Here is an 18874-nt window from a genome sequence, read left to right as displayed (position 1 = left end):
TTATCTTTTCGCAATTCCTAACATAATTCCAGCAGCGACTATAAAAACAATCCCGATAATAATGGCGATGAATTGTTTTTTTGTTTTTTTCTCACCTAATATAAAAATTCCACCTAAAGTAGCGATGACAATCCCCATTTGAGAAAGAGAAAAACTAGTTGCGACGCCTACACGCGGCTGTGATATAAATAAAAACATATTTCCGGCAGCCCATATTAAACCAGGAATAATATTACGAATCGCATATTTATTAAATGGTTTATGCTTAAATGTTAATAAAACTCCACCTATTACCATCCCGATTGCTTGTGGCAATAAAGCAGACCATCCACTTACATTAAATAAACGTACTATTACCACATATACTAAATAACCAAAAGTTGAAACAAGTAAAATTAAAATCCCTTTTTTCAAATTGCTTCCGTGATCTTCTTTTTTCTCTTCTGGATTAGGAAGTGATGTGAGAACAATACCAATGATGATACTAATAAGTGCAAGAACACCTAATATAACCGACATTGTTGTCGACCATTCATGAAACACGATTACGCCAAATAAAGTCGTTGCTACCAATTGCATCCCTGTTGAAATGGGCATTGTTTTGGAAACCCCAATTAAATCAATACTTTTTAATTGGTTTACCTGACCTAATGCCCAAAAAAGACCTGATACAATTCCGACTCCAAACACTAGTGGGGATAACTCAGGCTTTACAAAAAAGTAAATACCTATAGAGAAAATAAGTGCACCAAATGTTGTTCCAAGTACTTGACTATACGGTCCACCACCGAGCTTGACGTTAAATAATACAATACTTCCCCAAAAGAGAGCTGGTAACAACGCTAGGATGATATCCATTTTTAAATCTTTCACCTCTCTAAACGCTTTAATTGATTTAACAAAACATCTATAATACTTTTTTATGTTGCGCCTAGTGAAACTTTTTATACTTTATTTAAAACCACCTTTGAAGTTGGTTTAATTTGTTATGTAATACTTCCACTTTCGTCACACAAAATAGACCAAGATGGCCATTAAGCTATCTTGGTCTTATAGAAATCCCTATTTGCATGGTGCATTTTTCACATTATTATTTATAATTTAATTCCTAAGGCAATCCACTATACAAAAGAGTTATTTCATCATAATAATAGTATACAGCTAATTTTTTAGCTTACACCGCCTTGTTACTGAGGGTCACTCCTATACAGTGGCCCTTTTTTTAAAAGTAAATTAAGAAATAATTAATTTCCAAAAATTATAATGTTAAGATACTTTTTGTTGGATAAATACCTTCCCCACTTTCTAAATCGATACATATTATAGATGTAGAAAGGAGGAATGCATCATGGGATGGTTCAGTGGCAATTATAACAACAATTGTTGCTACGGAGGTTATAGCTATGGAGGTGGCAATAACGGTTCAACATTTGTTTTAATTGTTGTTCTGTTCATTCTTTTAATTATTGTCGGCGCTACATTCATGTATTAATCTTTTAATAATTATTTTGAGCTATTAAAATAATAAAGCGTGTTTGCTTTAAGCCTTACACCTCTTCATTAAAGGTCACTTTCACAGAGTGACCTTTTTAACTATTTAACTATTTAACTATTTAACTCAAGTATACTTTGCTTAATGATCCAATTTGTCCATACTTCCCCAGCAATCATCAAAAAATTTCTATACCAACAATTTTTCTTTACATTTTATTCATAAGTATTGTCAGCACTAGCTAAATTTATTATTAAATACTAAGTTATCCCTATACCTTCATTAAGCGGATCACTTTCCTCCAATGATCCGTTCAATATAAACCTTAACAATCGTGAAAAAGGAACGATCACCCTTATAAAGATCTTGTCGTTTCTTGTTTAGTAATAGCGTGGGTTCGGATAGGGCTGTTGTGGGTATTGGTGATGATGGTGGTGGTGTTGTTGGTGATGGTGGTGTGGATAGCGCTGATGCGTTGGGTAGTAATGCATTGGGTAGAAATGATGGGATGGATAGTGATGGCTCGGATAAAAATGAGTTGGCGAAACCGGGTAATATGGATGTCTGCCACCATGTTGTCCCCCACGACCATCATGCCTGTAATCGTATTGCATATTTTTTCCTCCTTTCGATATCGATATAGGTTATGCTATTTAAGGATTATCAGTCTACGCAAATGCCTATATGCTCCCCCAAAATGCGCCCTCTTCTACCAACATACAAAAGAACAGTTATCATTCCCTCCTATTTTTCGATATTCCATCTAATTCGGAGAAATCCATAGCGCGCAGCTTAAATCCACTGGCATAAGTTACCGTTCTTAGTAAAAATCAAAACCCCACATATTTTTCCATTCTCCTCCCAAAACGCCGCTCTATCTATGTTACAATTTCACTGTAGAAAGAAGGACGTTTGAGGAGTGAAATACATGACCAATAAAAAATGTAAGAGATGTGGAAATACCCAATTTACAGAAGCTACAGACGCCAAGTAAAGTTTCATGTAAGGGGGCAAATAAAATATATACATTTTGTTTAAATTGCGGTGAAGTTGATTCTATTCGTATAGATAATACAACCATTTTTAAAAAATAAAAATCTATTATCACCTATCAAAATTATTAGCCCTTCAGCATTAGTGCTTGTGTGTAGAACTCCATACATACTAGTCCTTTTATTTTGTGTTTAGGTATTGAGGTACCTCTACTTTATAAGAGCAATCGCAGGGTTATCTTACTTCAATATTTGTGAAGTGATGTAGTTTCTCTACCTCTACAATTTGGGATAATTTAACGAGAATATCTGGTTTCAACTCATTCACTTGTGCCAAAGGGAGCCAACTAATTTTTTGACTACTGGAATCCTGTCCGTTATAGTTAGGCTGAATTGGAATTTGACCACGGTAAATAAATAAAATCTCGTGAAAATAATCCTTATCGTGGAAGAAGTTTTCGATTACCGCAAATAATTTCTGGGTACCTAGTTGCACTCCCGTTTCTTCCAATATCTCACGCTCGATTGCCTCAATACTAGTTTCTCTTAACTGTACTCTTCCTCCTGGCAAAGAAATTGACCCGTCAGGAAATTGACTTACTAATAGGTTGTCGTCGTGAACAATCCATGCTGCAACCCGAATGTTCAGCTTTCCTGCGTTCATTTTTACTGTTAAATCTTCAGACATTTGTGTTCCTCCAATCACAATTATTTTAGTTTATTACCTCATGTTGACGTAACATGAGATAATAAAATCAGGCCTCATAATTTTCTCTTTCACTAGACTTACGAGAAAAGCAGAGTAATGATTAAATTTTAAAATGCAATGTCACATTGTACACTATTATATTACTCAACTAATTCAACAGTGAGTGTAGTAACAGCCATTGGTGCCGTACCTTGTACTTTTCCGTTATAACCGACTTTTACTTTATCACCAACTTTAAATGTTTCGTCGGGATTCTTTGCAAGATTTACATAAACAATTCCGTAAACCGCATTATTTTCTGATTCAGTTACATATACTACGGCTTTCCGATCGTTTACCATCTCCTCAATTACCCCTACAAAAGTAGCCTTCACTTCACTTTTACACATAACTAACAAACTGCAAAATAGAAGAAGCGTGATGAATAAACTAATTGTCTTTTTCAAAATAGAATCCTCCTTTTATTTACCTTTTAAATCCTAAATAACGCAGTGTTGCTAGTCCCAAAGGAATTACTTAGTAGAAAATGAAATAACACATACAAAAATCCACCCATTTCTGAGTGGACTACTATTACCATACTTCCTTAGATCATTTACGCTGTCGCAAAAACTAGAATTATATTTGCTTAATTCTACGGGGAATTCTAAATCCTAAAGCTATAGCTGCACCTATACAACTTGACAGACATCCTATGATCAAATACATCGAAAGAGGTGATTCACCAATTAGAACAGAAGCTATACCCCCAATTACCGGAAATAAAGCTACCATGTACCCGCTTTTTGCAGCGCCTATTCTTTCAACAAGCTTTAAATAAAATAGCCACGCTAGGAAAGAAGCGATCAATGTTAAGTACAATAAAGCTGATATGTATGTTATTGATGTAGGGATTATGATCTTTTGCCCCTGGAACAATACAATGACTGACATTAAAATACTCCCTATAGTAAAGCCAATAGCATTCGAATAAATAGGGTCAATCTTTCCTCTGGCATTCCTTGCAGAACTTACATCACCAATAGCAGTAAGTACTGTACCTAAAAGAGCAATCAAAATACCTTTTAAAACATCTAAGCTAGAAAAACTACTTAAAGAAGGATAAATGAGGACACAAACACCCACCACTCCTAACACCCCTCCAAACAAAAAACGAGGATGTAGTTGCTCTTTTAAGAAAATCCGAAGAGCTAGCGGAGTCAATATCACTTTTAAAGAAAAGATTAATGTTACAATTGCTGCTGAGCTCAATATTGTTGCGTAGTATAAGCATAAATAACTTAAAGCAAAATTACATACACCAAACACCATGATAAAAGGTATATCTTTACGTGTTGGCTTCCCTTTTGGCTTAAGAAACAATACTAGTGCAATAAATAAAAATGCAGTAATAACTAATCGATAAGTCAAGGATAATTCTAAGCTCACTGGCGTTCCTTGAATTTTCACTGCAATAAAATTAAGACCCCAAACTATTAAACAAAATACATACATTAGATTTGTCACGATATTTACTATACCTTCTGTCGTTCTTTAATTGACGAAATATCGAAAGAGAATATTCAATAATTATAGGAAATAATTCTCTCCCCTTGAAATCACCGCCTAATATATAGTATCATCGCATATCATCTTTGTAAAAAGGTTTCTTCCATATCCTCATCTATTTCATTAGATTTCTTGAAGCTATCGTATTTAATCCAATAAAATTAGAAATAAAGATTCAGGATCCCCCCTATCAATCTTGTCTTACATACCTTCACCTTATCACAATACAACAGTAGGGTCCGTTCTTCACCGATTGATTAAATAAAATTCTGAATAATTCGAAAATAATATATATTATGTTAATATGCAGTGAGATTAATATGGATAAACAATAGAAAGGAACAAAGTACAATGAATATTGAATGCACGCGATATCGAGTGAAACAAGGTAAAACGGAAAAAGTAAATGAGTGGTTAGCTTTCTTGAATGAAAATATGGAAGATGTTCTAGTTACTCTTGAAGGCGAGAAAATGTACGTTGAAACAATTTTTCGTGAAGTATTAAATGGCGAAGAATATTTGTATTGGTATGTTGTTCAAGGGTCAGGTGGAATTGATGTTGATGACTCAGAACATTGGATTGATAAAAAACATATTGAATACTGGGATGATTGTATTGATAAAACCTTTAAACCTGTAGATTTACAAACTGAAGTAGTGATGATTCCTGAAAAAGTACGAAATTCTATGAATTAAACACTTTCTTAAACAAATGAAAATTTGAGTTTAAAAAGATAAGGACTTGCGTTTAGGATTGCATTTCAAATCTGCAAGTCCCTTTGTGTGGATTCCTAAATCTCTCTATAACTCCTCAAATAATGCCGAAGCAACGATGTAAATGATGCCACTACTCTTGGTTTAACGCCTCTACAGTAGACTTTTTACCGTTCATTAAGATTACACCATTTACCTTTCCTCATCCGCTCACTTTCTGCTATGCTACTCCTTAATGGATTGGAGGATACTCTTATGAAGAAAACTGTTACTTTTGCGGTTGATACTAAATATAAAGATAGAATACAAGAAACGTTTACTTTAGAAGAATTAGGTATTGATGAGAATATGGGCACAGAAGAACTTAAAAAGAAAATAGAACATATTTTTAAGGCTTGGGTTAGTTCTAGACTCGATATTTCCTACAGTATCGTAATGGACATGGATTGCGAATAGACATCCTATTTTTTTAATTTAACAGAGCTATTCGAAACACAAATGCAACAAGAATTGTCATTCATGCCTAATCTCAACATTACAAATCAAGCTTTACTGTCTTAATGAAAAGCTTTTAAATCGATTGTTCTAATAATGATGATAAATCTTTTTATTATGCGTTCTATCGATTTAATTTGTTCGATATCTTTTTCGGGAACTGTTGAAAAATGTCCTTTTGCAACCGACTAGCCTTCCCAAATTACATACCTTCTAATACATCTTGTTTTTTAAATTGCAAAAAGGCAGTTGAAATTCAGATTCAACCGAATTTTCAACTACCTTTTTTATTTGTTCTTTACCTCTAAAAACTAGAGATTATCAAGGACTAGTAGGAGGAGTAAGTCCGTAAAGAACAGGAGTAACTACAGTACTACCAGCTCCAAGGCGGACTTGTTGAACTTGCAGTACTTTTACTGTAAGATCCAGAACAATTTTTTCACGCAATGTGCTGAAAGTACCTTCAGGTGATGCCATAATTGGTGAAAAATCAAGTTCAAAGAAGTTTGCAGCGACTAACTCGCCAAATGGTTGTTCATTGTATTTAACGAGATTTTGGAAGAAAGCCTTATCCAAGCGAGCATCCATTTGAGTACGTTCATTCAGGAAGTTCGCTTCGGCAAACTCGGAAATTCCTAAAATTGGAGTAGTACCTCCAGGTGTTTGTGGGAAGAATAGTTCTGTAAAGCCAGAAAACGGAACATCCGCAATTCTATCTTGTAGCGCTCCATTACATGCCGCTGAAGCATATTCAATATTTTTACGAATATGTCCTGCTACAAATAATTTAGCTCTTGTTACCCTAAAAAAGTCAGTATTATCAATACGTGCAAATCTAACAGGTACTAATTTAACTTGATTTAGGAATACATGTTTTTTCACTCTTTTGATTTCAGTTGCAGCAGGATTCAGCGTAATATCTGATTCCACAACTATTTGAAGTGTTGGTTCTGCAAGTACAACTGGAATTTTAATAGTTGGAGCTGTAACCGGTGTAGCGATTAGTGGAGTAGCCTCACTACCTAATGGTACTAGTTCAGTTGATGTTACTGGACAAGGTGCTATTTGATTTAGATTTTCTAATTGATCACTCAAAAAAATTCCTCTTTTCATTTTTTAGTATTAGAGAGCGCTCTCTATATTGCTAGGATATGTCTCAATTAAATCTATGTATGGATGTGTATACTAGTTATTCTCAAATATTTTAAAAATGAATTTTTAAAAGATAAGAATTGAGCATCAAAGTTCAAAATCACCTGGTTTTAATTGTATAGTTAATCAACGTTTAGCCATTTCCGTGCGCTTTTGTTATTACTCCATTTATTTACAACGTTTTTTAGTGAACTTCGCTAGCGTTAGGAATTTCACTATATTGTATACTAAAAATTTCAACCTTCTACACAAGCACAAAAACAACAAAATAGACAAATGCTACAGGAACTGCATAAGAAGATATACCTTTTAAACTCCATTTGTCCTCATCAGTTGACCAAAGGAAAATAAACAATGTTATCATGCTAATCCCGAAAGCGGTCGTAATAATATTTAATAATCCAATAATCCCCATCCCCTTTTCTATCCAACACATTAATATATTCTTAATAAATTAGGCCCATGCTAATCGCTTGGCTGTTTCGTCAATTAATGCATTGCGTTTACGTAGCACCTTACTCATATTGTTCAGTTAATGATTACAATTTCGCTTGTATCTACAAAAAAATGAAACTTTTATAACCCTCTTCCGTAAATACATAAATAACCAATTCAATGGAGGTGCTTAAATGAAAGATATTTTCAAAGGAATTCTAGCAGTAATCATAGCCTTAGCTATATGGGATGGAATTAAATACATATGGAATCTTTTTGTTTAAACACCGATAAAACAGCCGATTTTTGGTTGTTTTATCGGTTTGAACAAATTGTACAACGGTGGATGGAGGTTTATGTATGTGTCGATTTAGCAGTAAAGTCTAGAAATAATTATGAATTGTGTTTGCAAGGTGTCATTCTTAAATTTATTAATAAAATGAAACCATTTCATATTGTAATTTTTTTAAAAAGAACAACACAGCGTTAAATGGTAAATACATAGTATTGAAAAGTATTTTTTCCAAAGCTATTGATCGGGGAGTTATTCAAGAAAATCCAATGAAAGGAGTCAAGCTTCCATACGTTGAAAAAAGACATCGTGAAAGTTAGTTAAAACAACTATTCTTAATTCTGGATCAAATTTTTCCAAAAGGACACCTATGCTTGATAATGAAATCAATCCAATACACCTGTTATTTGTGAAAAGTAATGGATTCCCTTTACACCCAAATAGCATGTCCAATAAATAGAAAGAAATTGTGGCAAGATTTAACTTCATATATGATACGTAAAAATGTAATTTTAAAATCATTCAAGAACAACTCAGGCATATTGATACAAAACAAACACTTTATACCTACAGTCATTTAACTGAGCGTGACAAAATAAAAAAGTCCTTAAAACGTTGATAAATCAACTATTCAGTATCTTGCTGTTCGGGAACTGTAAGAAAATCTTTAATATTCTTGCTTCAGTCGGTTTTTATTCAGCTAAACCCCATAATTTAATAATTCAATCACACTAAATTGGTGAATCTGTAGTTAAAAACCACATAGCTAATAAAATCAACCAAATTACAACTATCACTATAACTAAACGTTTCATACTCAAGCCCCCTTTCAAACCATATCTCCACTAATCAGTTCTGTTATTTTAATTATACCTCTTACAAAAAAGTATTTGGATATAATTCCATATATTTCATTCGCTTCAGCTGATTTTGTATGTTTGTTCCCTATTCATTTTCAGTTATTCATCTAACAGAACAGTTTAGTTAAACAAACAATTGTAACTTTATTCCACTTTCTTCGTCTAAATTATTATGAAGTTTGATTGTACCAATCTTATTGAATTCATAGGAGGGTAATAGTTTGAAAACTTTTTATCATAGTTTTATAATGTGGATCCCTTTTGGATTGTTATTTTCCTTTGCAGCATTTGGATTAGACATAGTAGAAGGAAATAAAAATATAACGTCTGCATATGCACTTATTTATTTGTTCATCGCGGCATCTTTTACGTTTATTTTATATCCTATTTCATTTTTACCACTAACATTCGTCTTAAGTAAGTTTGTAGAATCCTTACTGTTTAGAGTTCTAATATTCACCTTTTTAAGTGGAGTAATAGGAGCGTTTGCTTTTAAAAAAATATATGATTTTCTTTTTATAGAGGAATATAATTTAAGCATTATTCCTTCGATTCTCATTTTTGGTATTGCAGGTTTACTCTATGCTTTAGTAGAAAATTCCTTCAAGAAAAATATAAAATTTGTTTAAACTAAAGTAGGCTTTATTTAAGATTAGGACTTTTGTATATGATTAATTTCCATATATGCAAGTCCTTTTTTATGCTTCCTAAACTCTGGTTTGTAGTAAATTAAAAGCCCATTAGGCTCTGAGTTATTCAGTCACCTAACAGGCAATTAATATAAGACTTTAAATGTTAGTCCCTTTGAAATTTATTCCAAACTTCAAATCAGATAAGACTACTCTTGAATAGCCGTTTCAAGTGCAACAACGATCATGTCATTGAATGTAGTTTGACGTTCTTCAGATGTTGTTACTTCACCAGTTAGAATGTGGTCACTTACTGTTAAGATAGAAAGTGCTTTACGGCCGTATTTTGCAGCTAATGTGTAAAGTGCTGCTGATTCCATTTCTACAGCAAGTACGCCGTATTTAGCTAATTTTTCATTTTGGTGCTCATCAGAATAGAATAAATCTGCTGTAAAGATATTACCCACTTGTAAGTTTAAACCAGCATCTTTACCTGCATTGTATGCTTTTAATAATAAATCAAAGTCAGAGATCGGTGCGAAATCGATAGCGCCACCCCAAATGATTTGGTTCATACGTGTATCAGATGTTGCTGCTTGCGCTAAAATAACGTCACGTACTTTTACATCTTTTTGAATTGCACCACAAGTACCTACGCGGATTAATTTTTGAACATCATATTCTTGCATTAATTCTGTAGCGTAAATCGAAATTGAAGGCACACCCATACCAGTTCCTTGAACAGAAATACGTTTACCTTTATACGTACCTGTATAACCAAACATGTTACGAACTTCGTTATAGCAAGTAACATCTTCTAAAAATGTTTCAGCAATGTACTTTGCACGTAATGGATCTCCTGGAAGTAAAATTGTGTCAGCGATTTCGCCTTTTTTTGCATTAATATGAATACTCATACTGCAATCCCTCTTTTCTGTCAGTTATCACTATAAATAATACTGTGTTTCTCGTATTTTCGCAACGCTAGACGTCTAGCAACTTGAAATAAATTTTATTGTTTTCACTTATATCACGCGAGATCTACGTATAATGACCACAACTCATCAAATACTTCTATTTTTAAGTTATCTGTGGCGTAAGATTCAATATATGAAGAAAGCTCATCAAAGTCCATGCTCTGCTTCGGAAAATTATGCTCACTGAACACTTCCTCTGCAAATCGCACCTTCGGATCTGACCAATCTCCACCTCTGAATGTTAGTACATACAAATAAAAGCTCTTTTTCATACTTAAATCCCCTTTTTACTCATCTGCTTTCCGCTAGTTTATCAAAAAATACCTTCTTAGTCACAATAATATCGATTAAGTATTATCTCCACTATAACTAGTGGCACAAATCGGACTTTCCTCACAGAAAAATAATACGCACAACTTATCTGAAAAGTTAAAATTATTAGAAAAAAGGGATAGGAATACCTACAAAAATAAGGTAAAATTTAAACCAACCACTCAAAAGTTGGAAGGTGATGACAATCAAAAACTCTCACAAACACAGTAAACTCGTAAAGAAACGCCCATCTTTCTTTAAAAATATCTTTTCAAAAAAGAAAAAAGATGATTTAGAAAATGATAGGCATAATATCCCTCCTATCAAAGAAAAACGACAACGTTATTACCATTTAATTCGAGGCAAAGTACTTATTATATTTTCTCTCCTCATTATTATAAATGGAACAATGGGTTTATTATCGTATATCAATATTGAAAATCTGCAAGGACAAATGAAGGATTTTACTGAGAAAAATGTTCAAGAACAATTAACTGTTAACCAACTTGCGTATGAAATTGCGAGGCTCACCAATTTAGAACAAGCCTATTTAATTACCGGGAACGGGAACTTCGCTACTTCTTATAAAATGAAAATTGATACCATCGATAAAAAAATGAAGACCTTAGAAAAACAGTTTACAGAAAGAGAGCTAGAGTTAGGTCATATACAGGCGATCAATCAATATTATAAAAATTACCTTGAGTATTCTAGTAAGGTTATGACAATGCGTGATGAACTCGGTCTTGAACAAGCTCGTAAACTTATGATGGATGGTGCTGGAGAATCGATGAAGGCGTATATTGATAAAAATATCGAGTCCATTAATGAGGTTATGGATGCTGCAAATAAAGCGAAACTAGATAAGCTTAACAAGCAAGTTACACTATCTATTACTTCTTTCTTCATCATTTCAATACTTGGACTTATTGTCATTATTATTTTTGGTTATATGTTATTTAAATCATTAAGAAACAATACACAAGCTATTAACGATTCCATTCTCGATATTGCACGGGCTGGCGGAGACTTGACACGACGAGTTAAAGTTCGTAATCATGACGAGTTTTCAACGATTGCCACTTCAACTAATACACTAATTGAATCAATATCTAATTTGATGAAACGTGTCAGTAATCTAGCGGACCATGTTTCAAGTAGTAGCCAAGAGCTAATGTCTTTAGCCGACGAAAACGCCCGTACTATACAAAATATTGCAGATGCTACGGCTGATATCGCATCTGATAGCGAAAACACGATTTCAAGTATGACGAACGCGCAACAAAAAATGAGTGATCTTGAGCATTCTGTGCAACAGTTAAATGAGCAAGCAACTGCTGTTCAGCGTGCATCATTGGCTATGCAGCAAGCTGCTAATGACGGCAGTCGCTCCGTTCAACAATCTTCGTTTGTCATGCAAGCTATAGAAGAAACGATGGTAAATCGAGTACAACCTAAAATTCAAGCTCTTGGTCAAAATTCAGATGAAATCACATCGATTATTGGCACAATTACTGCTATTTCTGAGCAGACAAATCTATTAGCATTAAACGCTGCCATTGAAGCTGCGCGCGCTGGTGAACATGGTAAAGGCTTTGCGGTCGTAGCAGATGAAGTAAGAAAGTTAGCGGAGCAATCGAAAAAAGCGGCAAGTGAAGTAAAAGGTATTGTAACGTTCATTCAACAAGAAGTGCAATCTATGGTTGCCATAAATGATAGTGCCGTTAAAGATGTCATTCGTGGTGTAGAAGTAACGAATGAAACAACATCTGCTTTACAAAATATATTACTTCAAACAGAGCATTCAACAGGTATTCTATCGGAAATGATGACGCAGATTGAAAATACATTAACGTATAGTCATGGCGTGACAATGACATTTATCGAGGTAGATGCTATTGCTCAAAAAACTGCGAATAGTACGGAAACAAGTGCCACTGCTGCCATGCAAGGTTCTGCTTCTATGCATGAGATTAATGCTTCTGTTATTGAGTTAGCTAAACAAGCTGACGATTTACGCAATGTTGTAAATACATTTAAAATTTAAATGCTCATAATGAAATTATAAAAATAAGGTACTCCTAATGCTATAGGAATGCCTTGTTTTTATGATTCATTTGTTTCATTTCTTTTATAATATTTATTCATAATTCTATTTAATGTCTTTCTAGTTCTCATTATTGCTTCTTCACTTGGTTCATTTAGTTGATAACATTGAACCGTATATTTCCCTATTTTTAGTATTAAAGGTTCTTTCATGTTATTTTTACTCACCCTCAACCACCCCTACACAAATCATCTCAAAATTCTCAATATTTTTCACTATTTCATCATCACTAGAATGATAGTGGTTCCCCTATTCTTTTATTTATATAAAGCCCTTCTATTTTAATTAAAACAGCCCATTTCGGTACGTAATTGCGTACCAAATTAATTGCATATGGTATCTTTTTCTATATAGTCAATATAATTAGGATAGGAGCTATGGCGAGTAGAATCAAGGTAAAAATTCATGAATTAGTCACTCAAAGAGGAATTTCATTAAGAGAATTATCTCGATTAACAGATATACGCCATGCTACTTTAAGTGAATTAGCTAATCAAGAAAGACAAAATATTAACTTTAACCATATCGAGAAAATCGCTGACACTTTAGAGCTAGATGATATTAGGGAAATCATTGATCTTATAGAAATCAAAGACAAATAAAGTCGCCTTTTGGCGACTTTATTTGTTCTGATTCAATTTTTTTATTATATTAATTGGCTATGTTAAAGTAATGGTTTGATTTACAACGTTAAGGAATCGGCTTCATATGCTTCAAAACATGCGCCAGTACAATCATCCCATACCATTGAATAAACTTTCATTTCTATAACTCCCCCGAACATACCTACTTCATTGAAAGGTTAGTAGAAGTAATTAACAGTTAAATAATCCCTCTCCTTAAACAACTATTTACTCTATCGCTCATTATAATTATAGATTTTTAACTCTTTATGTAAATCACGCATCATCTTCCCAAGTGGCTTTGTTCTAATGCACTCTTCCGTAATCTCAGGACCAAAAATAATCTTTTTAATTTCTATATCCGTCAGATTAAATCCAGCTTCCGCTAGCACCTCTATTAACTCCTGCTTTTGTGTGCTATTGTACATCTGCTCCTTCTCTATTAAATCTAGTACCTCAGTGCCATGTATTTGATAAGCTTCATTGATTCTCATTTCTTTAATATTGTGTCCCAAAGTTCCCTTGGTAGTTATGATAACATTCATGTCTAATAAAGTATTACCATCATAAGAGAAAGTTATGTCTTCATCCCAGTTTATAGTATCATCAAAAGGTGAAGCAAATACACCTGGTTTTTCACTTTTAATTCTGTTGCAGTTGCCACAGACAGGAACGAGATTGTACAAACTGATTGCAAATAAAGGAAATTTTGCCTTGTTGAAGAAATGATCTAATTGTGCACCCGAAACATTTTCTGCCCTACAGTTAATGTAATCCCTGTTGCAATAAGGACAGACGGTCAGACCAGTATTTTTAACAATTCTGACACGCATAGATGCACCTTTTTTAATTGAACTGGCAAGTTTTATGTAGGAATCGTGAATAGTCTTATACTCTTTTCTTAAAGGTGGATTTACTTTATTCGATTTGCGATAACACTGTATTTTCATGTTACTCATCGTATTCTCAGTTATATATTCCTCTGCTTTTTTTAGTTTTTCGAATGGAGCAAGAATCAATTCCTTAAAACATTCATTTGCGTTACCAGTAAAAAAGTCATTTGGCAAAAATTGTTTACAGCTATCAACAATTTTCTCTCGGATAGAAATGTCTATTTTTCTGGTAACTGCATCCCAATACTCTTCTTCAAATACTGTTGAATAAGGTTCGAGTTGAATCATGATTTCACCTGCCCTTCTTGTAATACTTCGATTTCACGCTCAATCTCAGCCTTCTTTCTTAATAATCTTTCCATTTCAGATATTTTACCTAACTTCGATTCATTGAGCGTGTCTAATAATTTTTCTCTATAGATTGGTTCACCTATTTTACCAATTAACCAACTTATTTTTTCGTAATAATCCTTAGGTTCTATTTGTTCGCCAAAGTATCCACTTAGTTCTTTACCAATATCAACCATATTTTCTTTATTATTAATTCCATCTTTTTTTATGAACAGCAACCATTTCATAATATTCTCAATCACTTCTTTGCTATACGCACCTATGGTATAGGACATAAAGAAATTGTCTTTAAGGAGTTTGTGAATATTTTGACCAAAAGTACGATCAAATTCTTTTTCCTCCTTCGAAAGATAGGTAATATCCTCACTTAGTATATCTGAAATAATGAATGGCGAATTGGTCGTAATAACCACTTGAAGTATCGCTTCTGTTTTAGCATCTTGAATGTTATCTACAAGCGTTTTAATATAACTACGCTGCCACTCAGGATGATAATAAAGTTCACCTTCGTCAATAAATATAAGCGCTGATTCCCCCTTTATGAGTGCTTCATCGCTACCAAATATGTTAACGTTAGTTTCGAAAATAGATTCAAAATCCTTATGATTCGTATCATACCCTTCAAGGAACCAATAAAGTTTAGAAAGGAATGAAAACTTAGCATATTGTCCTGACGAAAAATACTCTAATTTAGCATCAGGCGCTGTTAGAAACGATTTTAATGTCTGGGAATTCTCACTAATAATTTCTTTAAGTGAATGCTCCACCGTAAGCTGTATCCCTTCACTATTCAATGAAGCACTTTTAAGAGTAAATACCTTATCTGTTGGCATATCAAAATAATCCATCATTTTTTTCGAAGTCAAATAACCTAAAAAAGCCAATTGGTAACATAAATCTTTGTTAACATCTTTAGCACTAGTATCCCGTTGTTTTGCCTCTACTATTACTTTTTGCGTTTCCCTTTCTAATTCTATCATTTTTTGTTTTTGTATAAAACTTGCAGCTTCTGAATAGTCTACCTGTCTAAAGTTGCTAAGAGACTTTGCTATTTTTTTCTTCTCTTCTTCATCCTTAAATGTTATCCCCTCATCTATATGGAGGTGAATGTCATTTTGACTAACACTGAGCTTATTTGAAAAATAGACAATCTTACTCAGTTTATTGATTTTTTTATAAGTATCACGATCAAAAGATTTTACTTTTGTATCATTCTTAGTGTCTATATTAGTCAAATAATACGGTTCATCATCTAAGTGAAACACTACAAAGAATTCACAGTCCTTATCTAATATGCCATAGTCTTTATAATCTGACTTGCTGACATAGCCATTTTCACAGGCAACACCATATTCACCAATTAAGCGAAGGAGCCTAAAAAATGTGCCTCTTAAAAAGTCCACCGTACTAGTCTTTCCTGTACCGTTCTTTCCAACTATACATGATAGGGAGTGAATTTTCTTTCCATAAAAATGTGGAATAACAGAAGAGGCTGTTGATGACTTGAGTTCTTTTGCAGCATTATCATAGGTAAATTGATGATCAAAATCAACCACCTGTTCATTTATACCTCTGAAATTACTAATATAAAGGAGTGAGAATGTCAAATTATTATAGATCATTTCTATTTTGTCTTCAAAAAAAATCTCCAATTTATGTTTAACTTCTTTTGAGATAATGCCATCTAATCTCCAATCATCGTACACAAACTCAAATTCTATTTTACTGTCTGGACTATCCGTATAATTTAACAAAATCTTTTTTTCACTAATATTAAGACTCATGTTAATAACAGATTCTTCATTTACTATAAATTGTCGATCTGCTAAACAACTATTCGTCCAATAAGCATAAGTACTGTCGGTAGTATCATTTTTAATTACAACAATCTTATCGTCCATTAGGCTAGTTCTAAGAAATTTAAAAATATAACTATTATCTTCTTGCTGACCATATTTTATATAAATGCTGTTATCAATGTAATCAACTAAAAGAAGGCTATCTAAATAGCTAAATTTATATTTTCTTTTTTCCTCATAATTCATGATTGAGTTTTCAATAATCGTGAAAATTTGATGCCTATAGACTTTTTCATTTACTATTCTATACAGTTCGTATTTTTGTAGCAGTTTATCTATAACTCCTATTGGCAAATTACTAATGTACCTACTGATTAATTCAATACCTTTATAGGCAAAACCAAAATCACTCGCTGTACCTGCGTTAGTTATATGCCGAAAAACGGCTTTAGCAATATTATCTGTGTATCCATCCAAAAATAAGTTTTTCGGATAATACTTACAAAGTAGCATTATGGCTTCTTCGTTGTCGGCAAAACTACCATAAAAGTTTTTATAAAAAGAAACTAACCCTAAGTAAAGAGACTCTCCAAAAGACGAATCTTCAAGAATGCTCTTATCGTAATTAACTCCAGCCTCAATGGCAGCATAAAAACCATATGCAACGTGTCGTTGTTCTAGCAATTTTATATAATCAATTTTATATACTTTAAGCTGCTCATGATATGGGATCATAGATACCATTAGTTGTGTTGCAAAAATACGGACACTGTTTTCATATTCATCTGTCTGAAAATTTTTATTATTTTCTTTTTCTATAGCATCCTCCTCTAGCTTAAAGACCTCATTCAGTACTGATAAGAGTTGTTTAGCATTCATAGAATCAATATTATTTAATAGTTTACGTCCTTCAGGCACATTTTTTTGATAAATATTTATTACTTTCTGAATTTCTGTTAACCATCCTTGTTGCAATTAAAGTCACTTCCTCTAAACATTTAATGTAAACGCTTTAACCCGTTAATAAAAATAGGTGAAATATTTTAGTCTTTTATATTAATACTTGTCCTATCAGTAAAAATCCGCTCAATTTCTTTTATTATTAAATTTACTTTTCGATCTCTAGATTTTCTTGATAACCAACTAAACATACTATTATTTTCACTTTTTAATTCTTCCTGTAAACTTTTTAAAAATTCCTCTAAAAATGTTTTTAAAATTATTAATTGTTTTAACTCTTTCGAACTTAATATTTCATCAATCTCTTCACTTACTGAAGTTATACCTTTAGAAAGTTCAAATACTGTCTTGGCATTAATATAAACAGATAAATATTCTTTTTCTTTCCTAATTTGATGTTGCGCGCTCTTGCAACAATAGTAGATTTACCTGTACCACGTTTACTAACTAGGAATGTGGTTTTTTGTAATAATACTTTTTCCAAAGTGCATTATTTGGTAAAGCATCTACATAAATTTTTTCTATAATATTAGGATCTTTTATTCCGTTGACCATTAACTTTTCTTTATTTATTCGATGATAAAGTTTTAAGTCTCAACCATTGAATTCAAATATTTTACAGCATACAAAAAAAATCTCCTTTCTAATAAAGTATATATTAAATTACCATTAATGTACATTATACCGAATATATAGTACTAAATTACAAAATACTAAACAAAAACTTCACTTACTTATGATACAGTTCACATTATCTAATTTAAGTGCGGTAGTTTTTTAATAAATATAATTCAATCAATATATTTCTGCTTATTTTATATTTTTTTCTGAACATTATGTCGATTTTTGTCGTGCTTCACAACACTTGAAACGATGGCCAACACGACTACCACTGTTGAAGCGCTTGGTCGAAAATCCGCCGATATCACATCAATTATCGGCACGATTACTGCTATTTCAGAGCAAACAAATTTACTTGCCTTAAATGCTGCTATTGAGGCAGCCCGCGCTGGTGAGCACGGTCGAGGCTTCGCTATAGTCGCTGATGAAGTTCGAAAGCTAGCAGCGCAATCTCAAAATGCTGCAAAAGAAGTAACATCCATTGTAACGTCCATTCAAAATGAAGTAACATCCATCATCTCTCAAAACCACGAGGGTGTATCTTCCGTTATTCGCGGCGTTGAAGTAACGAATGAAACAAATCAATCTTTAGCCAATATTTTGACCCATACTAAAGAAACATCGACAATTATCACGACTATGGTAGAAAAAATTGCATTAACACTTGATTATAGTCATAATGTTGCGAATGATTTTGTACAGGTAAATGCATACGCTGAACAATCAGCTACCAACACCGTCACTTCTGCCGCTGCGGCAACTCAAGGATCTGCATCCATGCAGGAAATTAATGCCGCTGCCACAGAGCTTGCACAACAAGCAGATAGTCTACGAAATCTTGTCAGTGAATTTAAAGTTTAAAGTGACCTAGAATGGTGTCAATTTCACATGAAGCTACTAGCTCCGAAGTTTG

The 18874-nt window shown here is 33.1% G+C and carries 18 protein-coding genes and 1 pseudogene; 8 read left to right on the top strand and 11 right to left on the bottom strand.

Annotated features, from left to right (window positions below; genetic code table 11):
• On the bottom strand, window positions 1–858 hold the full coding sequence (locus AC3WSK_RS05455; RefSeq protein ID WP_079561135.1) for a GRP family sugar transporter: 858 nt from the start codon (window positions 856–858) through the stop codon (window positions 1–3).
• A 490-nt stretch (window positions 859–1348) separates the two neighbouring features.
• Here AC3WSK_RS05455 and AC3WSK_RS05450 point away from each other — a divergent pair, with 490 nt between their 5' ends.
• Window positions 1349–1492 (top strand): YjcZ family sporulation protein, encoded by a 144-nt coding sequence (locus AC3WSK_RS05450; RefSeq protein ID WP_323650038.1) that lies wholly within the window; start codon window positions 1349–1351, stop codon window positions 1490–1492.
• 391 nt (window positions 1493–1883) lie between these two features.
• Entirely contained in the window at window positions 1884–2135 is a 252-nt protein-coding gene (locus AC3WSK_RS05445) for a hypothetical protein (protein WP_170938941.1), read from the top strand.
• Between the two features lie 584 nt (window positions 2136–2719).
• Here AC3WSK_RS05445 and AC3WSK_RS05440 read toward each other — a convergent pair.
• The 3 genes from AC3WSK_RS05440 to AC3WSK_RS05430 form a co-directional block, all read right to left on the bottom strand.
• Complete coding sequence (locus AC3WSK_RS05440) at window positions 2720–3172, bottom strand: NUDIX hydrolase (protein WP_079561132.1); 453 nt, start codon at window positions 3170–3172, stop codon at window positions 2720–2722.
• Between the two features lie 161 nt (window positions 3173–3333).
• Window positions 3334–3639: a hypothetical protein gene (locus AC3WSK_RS05435; protein ID WP_079561131.1), complete on the bottom strand. Its 306-nt coding sequence runs from the start codon at window positions 3637–3639 to the stop codon at window positions 3334–3336.
• Window positions 3640–3811: 172 nt separating this feature from the next.
• Window positions 3812–4699, bottom strand: a complete 888-nt coding sequence (locus AC3WSK_RS05430; protein ID WP_492414561.1) for a DMT family transporter — start codon at window positions 4697–4699, stop codon at window positions 3812–3814.
• 393 nt (window positions 4700–5092) lie between these two features.
• Between AC3WSK_RS05430 and AC3WSK_RS05425 the strand changes: the two genes are divergently transcribed.
• The gene (locus AC3WSK_RS05425) at window positions 5093–5437 is read left to right on the top strand and encodes a DUF6176 family protein (protein WP_492414562.1); all 345 of its coding nucleotides are present in this window, start codon (window positions 5093–5095) and stop codon (window positions 5435–5437) included.
• Window positions 5438–5710: 273 nt separating this feature from the next.
• Entirely contained in the window at window positions 5711–5911 is a 201-nt protein-coding gene (locus tag AC3WSK_RS05420) for a hypothetical protein (protein WP_079561128.1), read from the top strand.
• A gap of 360 nt (window positions 5912–6271) precedes the next feature.
• On the opposite strand, the gene AC3WSK_RS05415 is transcribed toward AC3WSK_RS05420, so the two are convergent.
• The gene (locus tag AC3WSK_RS05415; RefSeq protein ID WP_079561126.1) at window positions 6272–7063 is read right to left on the bottom strand and encodes a CsxC family protein; all 792 of its coding nucleotides are present in this window, start codon (window positions 7061–7063) and stop codon (window positions 6272–6274) included.
• A gap of 283 nt (window positions 7064–7346) precedes the next feature.
• A complete protein-coding gene (locus tag AC3WSK_RS05410; RefSeq protein WP_170938939.1) occupies window positions 7347–7517 on the bottom strand; it encodes a hypothetical protein in 171 nt (56 codons plus the stop codon).
• Window positions 7518–8910: 1393 nt separating this feature from the next.
• On the opposite strand from AC3WSK_RS05410, the gene AC3WSK_RS05405 reads away from it, so the two are divergent.
• The gene (locus AC3WSK_RS05405; RefSeq protein ID WP_492414563.1) at window positions 8911–9318 is read left to right on the top strand and encodes a hypothetical protein; all 408 of its coding nucleotides are present in this window, start codon (window positions 8911–8913) and stop codon (window positions 9316–9318) included.
• Window positions 9319–9527: 209 nt separating this feature from the next.
• Here AC3WSK_RS05405 and deoD read toward each other — a convergent pair whose 3' ends face one another.
• Both deoD and AC3WSK_RS05395 read right to left on the bottom strand, forming a co-directional pair.
• Window positions 9528–10235, bottom strand: a complete 708-nt coding sequence (gene deoD / locus AC3WSK_RS05400; protein ID WP_492414564.1) for a purine-nucleoside phosphorylase — start codon at window positions 10233–10235, stop codon at window positions 9528–9530.
• A gap of 113 nt (window positions 10236–10348) precedes the next feature.
• Window positions 10349–10567: a YozE family protein gene (locus AC3WSK_RS05395; protein WP_492414565.1), complete on the bottom strand. Its 219-nt coding sequence runs from the start codon at window positions 10565–10567 to the stop codon at window positions 10349–10351.
• Between the two features lie 239 nt (window positions 10568–10806).
• On the opposite strand from AC3WSK_RS05395, the gene AC3WSK_RS05390 reads away from it, so the two are divergent.
• Window positions 10807–12654 (top strand): methyl-accepting chemotaxis protein, encoded by a 1848-nt coding sequence (locus AC3WSK_RS05390; protein WP_492414566.1) that lies wholly within the window; start codon window positions 10807–10809, stop codon window positions 12652–12654.
• 59 nt (window positions 12655–12713) lie between these two features.
• On the opposite strand, the gene AC3WSK_RS05385 is transcribed toward AC3WSK_RS05390, so the two are convergent.
• On the bottom strand, window positions 12714–12881 hold the full coding sequence (locus tag AC3WSK_RS05385) for a hypothetical protein (protein ID WP_492414567.1): 168 nt from the start codon (window positions 12879–12881) through the stop codon (window positions 12714–12716).
• 210 nt (window positions 12882–13091) lie between these two features.
• On the opposite strand from AC3WSK_RS05385, the gene AC3WSK_RS05380 reads away from it, so the two are divergent.
• Entirely contained in the window at window positions 13092–13316 is a 225-nt protein-coding gene (locus AC3WSK_RS05380) for a helix-turn-helix domain-containing protein (protein WP_492414568.1), read from the top strand.
• A 254-nt stretch (window positions 13317–13570) separates the two neighbouring features.
• On the opposite strand, the gene AC3WSK_RS05375 is transcribed toward AC3WSK_RS05380, so the two are convergent.
• Entirely contained in the window at window positions 13571–14518 is a 948-nt protein-coding gene (locus tag AC3WSK_RS05375) for an HNH endonuclease family protein (RefSeq protein ID WP_492414569.1), read from the bottom strand.
• A complete protein-coding gene (locus AC3WSK_RS05370) occupies window positions 14515–17355 on the bottom strand; it encodes an AAA family ATPase (RefSeq protein WP_492414570.1) in 2841 nt (946 codons plus the stop codon). The genes AC3WSK_RS05375 and AC3WSK_RS05370 overlap by 4 nt, the downstream gene beginning before the upstream one ends.
• 852 nt (window positions 17356–18207) lie before the next feature.
• On the opposite strand from AC3WSK_RS05370, the pseudogene AC3WSK_RS05365 reads away from it, so the two are divergent.
• Window positions 18208–18822: pseudogene (locus tag AC3WSK_RS05365) on the top strand (methyl-accepting chemotaxis protein); the annotation flags it as partial.
• Between the last annotated feature and the right edge of the window lie 52 nt (window positions 18823–18874).

This window comes from Lysinibacillus sp. EB271-A1-10B, assembly GCF_058791335.1.
Note: the sequence above shows the minus strand (reverse complement) of the source record. Positions and strands in the feature narration are given on the sequence as shown.